The sequence below is a fragment of the Neisseria sp. HMSC070F02 genome (genome assembly GCF_001814225.1).
GTDB classification, from domain to species: Bacteria; Pseudomonadota; Gammaproteobacteria; order Burkholderiales; family Neisseriaceae; genus Neisseria; species Neisseria meningitidis.
On record NZ_KV815391.1, the window covers coordinates 1 to 217 of the forward strand.

1 protein-coding gene is annotated in these 217 nt (G+C 44.2%); it reads right to left on the reverse strand.

Going from position 1 to position 217, the window contains the following annotated elements; translation table 11 throughout:
* Positions 1-217, reverse strand: a 217-nt coding sequence (locus HMPREF2959_RS10795; RefSeq protein ID WP_148138160.1) for a transposase, incomplete at both ends; no start/stop codon positions are given.

A 217-nucleotide genomic window follows, 5' to 3' on the forward strand; every position in this document is an offset into this window, starting at 1 on the left:
TACGATAACAATCCGTATAAACAATGCTGTCAGGTTTCACTTGTTCACGGATAATAGGAAATAAAGTAGCGGTTTGAGTATTCGGTACTGTAACCGTATAAACCTTACCATTTCGCTTCAAAAGACCGAATACGGCGACTTTACCGGCAGCACCGCGACCGCGTTTGCCTTTGCGTTGTCCGCCAAAATAACTTTCATCTGCTTCTACTTCGCCATC